The sequence below is a fragment of the Actinomadura darangshiensis genome (assembly GCF_004349235.1).
Taxonomy (GTDB): Bacteria; Actinomycetota; Actinomycetes; order Streptosporangiales; family Streptosporangiaceae; genus Spirillospora; species Spirillospora darangshiensis.
This window is the reverse complement of sequence record NZ_SMKY01000365.1, coordinates 1-7,796: the sequence shown is the minus strand read 5'-3', so window position 1 is coordinate 7,796 and position 7,796 is coordinate 1. Positions and strand designations below refer to the sequence as shown.

At 72.7% G+C, this 7,796-nt stretch carries 8 protein-coding genes; 6 read left to right on the top strand and 2 right to left on the bottom strand.

The window, feature by feature from the left end; genetic code table 11:
• Positions 1–322 precede the first annotated feature (322 nt).
• The 6 genes from E1293_RS41635 to E1293_RS41610 all read left to right on the top strand — a co-directional run bounded on the left by E1293_RS41635 (position 323) and on the right by E1293_RS41610 (position 5,562).
• Positions 323–946, top strand: a complete 624-nt coding sequence (locus tag E1293_RS41635; protein ID WP_132204782.1) for an isochorismatase family protein — start codon at positions 323–325, stop codon at positions 944–946.
• A complete protein-coding gene (locus E1293_RS41630) occupies positions 943–1,692 on the top strand; it encodes a maleate cis-trans isomerase family protein (protein WP_132204780.1) in 750 nt (249 codons plus the stop codon). The genes E1293_RS41635 and E1293_RS41630 overlap by 4 nt, the downstream gene beginning before the upstream one ends.
• Positions 1,689–2,522, top strand: a complete 834-nt coding sequence (locus E1293_RS41625; RefSeq protein WP_165978642.1) for an alpha/beta fold hydrolase — start codon at positions 1,689–1,691, stop codon at positions 2,520–2,522. The genes E1293_RS41630 and E1293_RS41625 overlap by 4 nt, the downstream gene beginning before the upstream one ends.
• Positions 2,523–2,533: 11 nt before the next feature.
• Positions 2,534–3,577, top strand: coding sequence for a 2,5-dihydroxypyridine 5,6-dioxygenase NicX family protein (locus E1293_RS41620; protein ID WP_132204778.1), 1,044 nt, complete (start codon positions 2,534–2,536; stop codon positions 3,575–3,577).
• 36 nt (positions 3,578–3,613) lie between these two features.
• Positions 3,614–4,816, top strand: coding sequence for a 4-hydroxybenzoate 3-monooxygenase (locus E1293_RS41615; RefSeq protein WP_132204776.1), 1,203 nt, complete (start codon positions 3,614–3,616; stop codon positions 4,814–4,816).
• Positions 4,817–4,887: 71 nt separating this feature from the next.
• On the top strand, positions 4,888–5,562 hold the full coding sequence (locus E1293_RS41610) for a GntR family transcriptional regulator (RefSeq protein WP_207939412.1): 675 nt from the start codon (positions 4,888–4,890) through the stop codon (positions 5,560–5,562).
• Between the two features lie 5 nt (positions 5,563–5,567).
• Here the strand turns inward: E1293_RS41610 and E1293_RS41605 are convergent, their stop codons facing one another.
• The gene (locus tag E1293_RS41605; RefSeq protein WP_132204772.1) at positions 5,568–6,812 is read right to left on the bottom strand and encodes an alanine racemase; all 1,245 of its coding nucleotides are present in this window, start codon (positions 6,810–6,812) and stop codon (positions 5,568–5,570) included.
• Positions 6,812–7,576, bottom strand: a complete 765-nt coding sequence (locus E1293_RS41600; RefSeq protein WP_132204770.1) for an ABC transporter permease — start codon at positions 7,574–7,576, stop codon at positions 6,812–6,814. The genes E1293_RS41605 and E1293_RS41600 overlap by 1 nt, the downstream gene beginning before the upstream one ends.
• Between the last annotated feature and the right edge of the window lie 220 nt (positions 7,577–7,796).

The following is a 7,796-nucleotide window of genomic DNA, read 5'->3' as shown; positions in this document are numbered from 1 at the left end:
CGGTCTGGGGCGTGCACCATGTCGACCTCGCTCTTGACGTTCGACGGTGGATGGGCGGCGGACCTGCCGCGCAGGGGATGCACCGGCCGAGGTTCCGAGGATGGTCGTATGTTTAATGCAATCCTGTCAAGACCCCGGGGACACCCTCCGCGCACTTCCCGCCACTCGCGCTCATCAAAATCAGTGTTGACATGCCTAAACATCAAGCCTCCAGCATCCAGAGCGGTCAACACGCCTGACAACGACTCACACTCTTGACGCCAGGATTTAATTAAATCTAGGGTGACGCTCGATCGAGGCGACCGCATCGGAGAGGAGCGTGATGAGCGAGGGCATCCAGGACCGGCTGGTCCGGGCCGGGTTCGGCGGGACGGTGCGGCGCGGCCGCCGCCCGGCGCTCGTGGTGGTGGACCTCCAGAAGGGCTTCACCGACCCGGGAGTCCCGATCGGCGCGGAGATGGCGGCCGAGATCGAGGCGGCAGGGCGGCTCGTGCGGGCCTTCCACGAGGCCGAGGCGCCGGTCGTGTTCACCACCATCGCGTTCGCCGAGCACGCGCCGAGCGCCTGGCTGGACAAGTCGCCCGGCCTGGACGTCCTGCGCCAGGGCTCCGCGCTCGTCGAGGTCGATGAGCGGCTGCCGCGCCGCCAAGCCGACCCCGTGCTGACCAAGACGGGGGCGAGCGCGTTCTTCGGCACCGGCCTGGCCGGGCTGCTGCGCGCCTACGGCGCCGACACCGTCGTCGTCTGCGGGACCACGACCAGCGGCTGCGTGCGGGCGACGGCCGTCGACTCGGTGCAGTACGGCTTCCCGACGCTGGTCGTCGCCGACGCCGTGGCCGACCGCGTCCGCTCGGCGCACGACGCGAGCCTGATCGACGTCCAGGCCAAGTACGCCGACGTGATCGCCCTCGAAGAGGCGCTCACCTACCTGACGGAGGTGCGGTGAACCACCGCCGGATCGGCCTGATCGTGCCGAGTTCCAACACGACGATGGAGACCGAGGTCCCCGAGCTGCTCGCCCGGCGGCCGGGCGGCGAGCGGTTCACGTTCCACTCCAGCCGCGCCGTGCTGCACACGGTCGACGCCGAGTCGCTCCGCGCGATGGCGGGGCAGGCGGACCGGTGCGCGGGCGAGGTCGCCGACGCCGCCGTCGACGTGATCGCCTACGCCTGCCTCATCGCGGTCATGGCGCAGGGCCCGCGGGCCCACGAGGAGGCCGAGCGGCGGATGCGCGACACGGCGTCCGCGGCCGGCTGCGACGCGCCGGTGACCAGCAGCGCGGGGGCGCTGGTGCGCGGCGTCCAGCGGCTCGGCCTGTCCCGGATCGCGATCGTCGCCCCCTACGCGCCGGAGCTGACCGGGATGGTGGTCCGCTACTTCGCGGCCTACGACATCGAGGTGACCGCGGTGCGGAGCCTGTCGGTGACCGACAACCGGGAGGTCGGGCGCCTGGACCCGGGCGCTCCCCTGGGCCACGCCCGCGAACTCGACCTGGGCAGGGCGGAGGGCGTCGTGCTGTCGGCGTGCGTCCAGATGCCGTCGCTGGCCGCCGTCACCGAGGCGCAGGAGCAGCTCGACCTGCCGGTGTTCTCGGCCGCCACGGCGACCACCCGCGAGATCCTCGACGCGCTCGGCCTGGACCCGCACGTCCCGGGCGGCGGCGCCCTTCTCGGCGGACGGGCCCGGCCATGATCGAGCCGAAGGGCACCGGCGAGTTCGTCAGCACCGGAGGGCTGCGGCACCACCTGCTGCGCTACGGCGAAGCGGGCGACCCGATCGTCATCGTCCCGGGCATCACGAGCCCGGCGCTGACGGCCGAGTTCGTCGCGCTCGACCTGGCCCGCGACCACGTGGTGCACGTCCTCGACGTGCGCGGACGCGGCCGCTCGGACACCCCGCCCGCCGGGAACTACACCCTCCGGGACTACGCGGCCGACCTCGCCGGCGTCATCGGCGCGCTCGGCCTCGCCGACCCGATCGTCCTCGGCCACTCGATGGGCGCCCGGATCGCCGCCGCCTGGCGCGTCCTGCACGGCGACCCGGCCGGTGCGCGGGCGCCGCTGCTGCTCGCCGACCCTCCGCTGTCCGGGCCGGGACGCGGCCCGTACCCGACGAGCTGGGACGCGTTCCGCACACAGCTCGACGAGGCCAGGCGCGGCACCACACCGGCGGAGATGCGCCGCTTCTACCCGGCCTGGCCGGAGCGTGAGCTGCTGATTCGCGCGCAGGAACTGCCGTCCTGCGACGAGACGGCCGTCCGCGAAACGCACGAGGGGTTCGAGACCGAGGACTTCTTCCCCTACTGGGAGCGCCTGCGGGCACCGGCGGTGCTGATCCGGGGCGGCGCCAGCCCCGTCGTGACGGACGAGGGCGCCGCCGACCTGCGCCGGGCGAACCCGCGCATCCCCGTCGTGTCCGTGCCCGGCGCCGGCCACATGATCCCGTGGGACGAGTTCGGCGGGTTCATCACGGCCGTGCGCACCTTCCTCGCAGAACCCTTCCTCGCAGAGCAACCACGATAGGAGGCCACGACATGGTCGACCAGGTGGCGTTCACCGACCTGTGCCGCAGGCAGCTGGAGCTGAGCGGCGTCCACGAGGGCGAGTCGGTGACCGTGCTGTCGCAGGGCGACGAGCGGATGGACTACGCCGACGCGTTCCTCGCCGCGGCGCAGTCGCTCGGCGCGAAGGCGTACCACATGCGGCTGCCCGCTCCCGGGGCGAGCGCGGGAGCGTGGGCGGTCGGAGCGTCCGGGCTCGCCGCGAACCCCGAGGCGGTCGAGGCGCTCAAGCGCTCGGACATGCTCGTCGACCTCGTCTTCCTGCTGTTCTCCAAGGAGCAGCAGGCCGTCCAGGACGCGGGCACCCGGGTGCTGTCGGCCGTCGAGCCGGTGGAGCTGCTGGCCCGCCTGTTCCCGACCGAGGAGCTGCGCGAACGCGTCGAGGTCGGGCAGGAGCTGATGCGCAAGGCGGGCTCGCTGCGGTTCACGAACGCGCTCGGCACCGACGTCACCTACCGGCTCGGCCGGTACGACGCGATCACCGAGTACGGCTACACCGACGAGCCCGGCCGCTGGGACCACTGGCCGTCCGGGTTCGTGTTCACCGGCGGGGACGACGACGGCGTCGACGGCCGGATCGTCCTCGCCCCCGGCGACGTGCTCCTGCCGTTCAACACCTACGTGCAGACCCCCGTCGAGATCACCGTAGAGCACGGCTTCATCACCGACATCCGCGGCACACTCGACGCGCAGATGCTCCGCTCCTACATCGAGTCGTTCGACGACCCCCGCGGCTACGGGATGTCGCACGTCGGCTGGGGCCTCAACCAGCACGCCCAGTGGCACGGGCTGCTGCCCCCGGCGTTCCCGGGCGGGATGGGCATGGAGCCCAGGGCCGTCTACGGGAACGTCATGTTCTCCATCGGGCCGAACAACGAGCTGGGCGGCCCGAACGACACCCCGTGCCACTTCGACATCCCGATGCGGGACTGCAGCCTCTTCTTGGACGACGAAGCGATCGTGGTCGACGGGGACGTCGTCGTGCCGGAGATGCGTCCCGCGTCCCGCCGATCCTGAGCCCCCGACACACACCGACAAGGAAGGAAGCCGTTCGTGGCTCGTGAACTGCACACCACGGTCGCCATCGTGGGCGCCGGCCCCGCCGGACTCACGCTGGCGAACCTGCTGCAACGCCGCGGGGTCGCCTGCGTCGTGCTGGACAAGTTCAGCCCGGAGGCCATCCGCGGGCGGGCCCGCGCGGGGCTGCTGGAGTACCGGACCGTCGAGCTGCTGGACGATCTCGGCCTGTCCGCCCGGCTGCACGCGGAGGGCGCCGTCCACCACGGATGCGAGTTCCGCGTCGCGGGGGAGAGCTTCTTCGCCGACTACTCCGCTTTGTACGACGACAAGCCGCACTACGTGTTCCCGCAGCAGGAGGTCGTGTCCGACCTGCTGGACGGCTTCCAGGCCGGCGGCGGCGAGGTCCTGTTCGAGACCACGGCGACCAAGGTCCTCCAGTGGGAGGACGGCCCGCGGGTCGAGTGCGCGGACGGCACCGTGATCCACGCCGACTTCGTCGCCGGCGCGGACGGCCAGCACGGCGCGACCCGGGCCTGCGCCCCGTGGGAGCGGTTCGACGAGTACTTCATGCAGCACGAGTTCCGCTGGCTCACGCTGCTCGCCGAGGCGCCGCCGTCGACGGACTCGACCGTGTACGCCGTCCACCCGGGCGGCTTCGCCGGGCACCTGCTGCGCTCGGACACCGTCACCCGCTTCCACCTCCAGGTGCCGTTCGAGGACACCGTCGACGACTGGCCGGACGACCGGATCTGGCGGGAGCTGCGCGCCCGCCTGGCCAAGCCCGGCTGGACGCTCAACGAAGGCCCCGTCTTCAGCAAGAACATGCTGGAGATGCAGAGCAAGGTGTGCGAGCCGATGCGGCACGGACGGGTCTTCCTGCTCGGCGACGCCGCGCACATCATCACCCCGTCCGGCGGCAAGGGCATGAACCTCGCCATGGCGGACGCGGCCGAACTCGACCTCGTCCTCGCCCGGTACGCCGAGTCAGGCGACGACGCCGACCTCGACCGCTACTCCGCGCACCGGCTGCCCGACATCTGGAAGGCGCAGGAGTTCAGCCACGCGCTGATCCACATGATGCACACCTACGAGGACGGCACGCCCGACGCCGCGTTCCGGCAGAAGCTGCAGCGGTCCCGGCTGTGGCAGCTGCGGCACTCCACCGCGTACGCCCGCAACTTCGCCGAGAGCTACATCGGCCCGCCACTGGGCTGGCCGTACTCCGCCAAGGCATGAGCCACCGCCGGGCGCGGTCCCGCCCATGGGACGATGAAGGCGGTGCTTCGACCGGCGAGGAGGCGCGTCCAGTGGAACCAGCAGGGCCGGGCCGCGCGGCCGGCGAGCACGAGACGCTGACCGACTTCGCGGTGGACGAGATCCGCAAGAAGATCGTGCTGGGCTGGCTGCCGCCGGGCGCCAAGCTGCGCGTCGACCCCCTCGCCAAGGAGCTGGCCGTGAGCCGCGTCCCGGTGCGGGAGGCGTTCCGGGAGCTGCTCGCCGAGGGCCTCGCGGAGGTGTACCCGCGGCGCGGCGCCGTGGTGTCGGAGATCCGCCGGCACGACGTCGAGGACGGCTACCGCATGCTGGAGCTGATGGAGGTCATGGCGGCGGAGCGGGTCGCCGCCACGGCCTCCGCGGAGACCGCCGAGCGGATGCGGCCGCACCTGCTCCGGCTGAAGGAGCTGGCCACCGACCCCGACCCGCTGGAGCACCTGCTGGCGCACCGCGCATTCCACTTCGAGGTGTTCTCCGCGCTCGGGCCCGGCATGCTCCAGCGGACGGCCCGGATGATGTGGCACGCCAGCGAGCGGCACATCAACACGTCCGCGCGGGGCGAGCGGCTGCATCAGGCGTACCACGAGCACTCCGAGCTGGTCCGCTTCTTCGAGGAGGGCGACACCGTCGGCGCGGTGGCGATGACCCGGATGCACGTCGCCCACGGCTGCCAGGCGGCCCTGCGCGGCCTCGGCTTCGCCGGCTGACCGCCCTAGAAGTACGTCCTGACGTAGTCGACGACGACCGGGTGCCGGGAGTCGGCGTCGTCCACGACCGGGATCATCGTCCACTTGTCGAGCGCGGTGCAGGGGTGGGAGAGGCCGAGCCTGACCACGTCGCCGACGTCGGCGGCGGAGTCCCGCAGGAAGGCGTGCTGGTCGTTGACCGCGGTGATCCGGGCGTCGTCGCCGAGCGGCTTCGCCTTCCCGCGGACGAGCTGCGGTACCGGCAGCCCCTCGTCGAACGGCACGTCGCGTTTGCCCACGTCGAGCAGGGCGAGCGCGTGCTCCGGACGGGAGACCACGCGCGCCCAGGCGTGCATCGCCGACCGCAGCGGCTCCCCTTGCGCGGCGCGCGCGAACGGCGAGATGCCCCGGTAGAACCCGTCGTCGTGGACGACGTACGCGCCCGCGCGGAGCACGACCCGTCCGCCGAGGCCGCCGAGGACGTCCGCGACCTGGTCGAAGAACGCGCTGCCGCCGGCGGTCACGACCGGCTCGTCCACCTCGTACTTCAAGCCCCCGGCCAGGTTGCCGAGCCGGCGGAGGTAGGCGTCCACCGAGCCGCGGCCCTTCCTGGACGCGTCGTGCGCGAGGGCGCCCTCGTATCCGGCGATCCCGGCGAGCCGGAGCGTCCCGGCCTTGCGGACGGCGGCGGCGACCTTGCGCGCGTCGCCGTCGTCCCGCACGCCCGTGCGCCCGCCCGGGCCGCCCAGTTCCACGCACACGTCGACCCGCCGCTGGTTCCTGGCCATGCGCAGCGCCTCGTCCATCAGCTTCACCGACCGGACCGAGTCGACCCACGCCACGAACTCGAACCCCGGATCGCCCTCCAGCTCACCCGACAGCCACGCGAGCCCCGCCTGGTCGAGCAGCGTGCTCGCGTACATGACGCGCCGCACCCCGAACGCGCGGGCGACGCGCAGCTGCGGCAGGTTCGCGACCGTGATGCCCCAGGCCCCGGCGTCCAGCTGCCTGCGCCACAGCTCCGGCGCCATCGTCGTCTTGCCGTGCGGGGCGTGCAGGAGCCCGGCCGCCTCCGTCCACCGCGCCATCGTCCGGACGTTGTGGTCGAGCGCACCCGCGTCGAGGGTCAGCAGCGGCGTCCCGAAGTCGTCCAGCGGCAGCCGGGCCTCGCGCGCCGTGTCGACCGTCATCCCGTGCGCGGACGCCGGGATCGCCTTGAACCGCCAGTCGAGCCGCTCGCGTCCGAGCGCGTTCATGGCCTTGGCCTTCATCACGACCTCCTGTAGGACGCGGCACGGTCGAGGCGGCCGGTGGCCACCAGCTCCAGTGTGACGATGGCGGCGATCGACTCGATCGCCAGCAGCCCGATGAGGACGAGCAGCTGGATCGCGCCCGCCTCGACCGGGTCGGCGCCGCCGAGCAGCACCCCGATGAACGCGCCCGGCAGCGTCACCAGCCCGACCGTCCGGGTCTGGTCGAGGACGGGGAACAGCGCGAGCGCCGCCGCCGGCCGGCACACCTCCAGCGCCGCGTCGCGCGGCAGGAGGCCGAGCGCGAGCCCGCCCTCGTACTCGCCGCGCCGCGCCGTCAGCTCGTCCAGCGCCCGCCGCCCGGTCAGGCCCGTCGCCGACATCGCGCCGCCGATGAAGATCCCCGCGATCGGCAGCACCGACACCGGACGGAACGGCACCAGCGACGACGCCAGCAGCAGCGCGAGCACGGGCGCGACCCCGGCGACGATCGGCAGCGCCGTCCACCACCCGGACCCGCGCACCGACCCGGTGATCCGCCGCCCCGCCGTCACGACCGCGATCACGACCATGCCCGCGATGAACGCGGCGGTCCAGCCCCCGCTGCGCAGCACCGCCGCGATCAGCAGCGACACCACCGCGAGCTGCACCGCGGCCCGCACCGACACGACGAGCATGTCCTTGCCGAGACCGAGCCCGCCCACCCTCGCCAGCACCGCCGCGACCACCGCGAGCGATCCCAGCACGAACGCCAGCAGCGGCCCGACCTGCGGCGCCGCACTCACGGCCGCCACCGTTCCCGCAGGTGAGCCGATTGTGATCTCATAGCCATCTCCTACCCCCGCAAATCCCCGATAGCGTTGGACTTGTGGAGGTTGAGGACTCAGGTGGGACGTCCCGCCGCAAAGCGCTCTGGCTGATGGGGGCGGCCGCCGGTCTCGCGGCGCTCGGCGCGGACGCCGCACGTCCCGCGGACGGTTCACACGTCGTCGCGACACCGGCGAC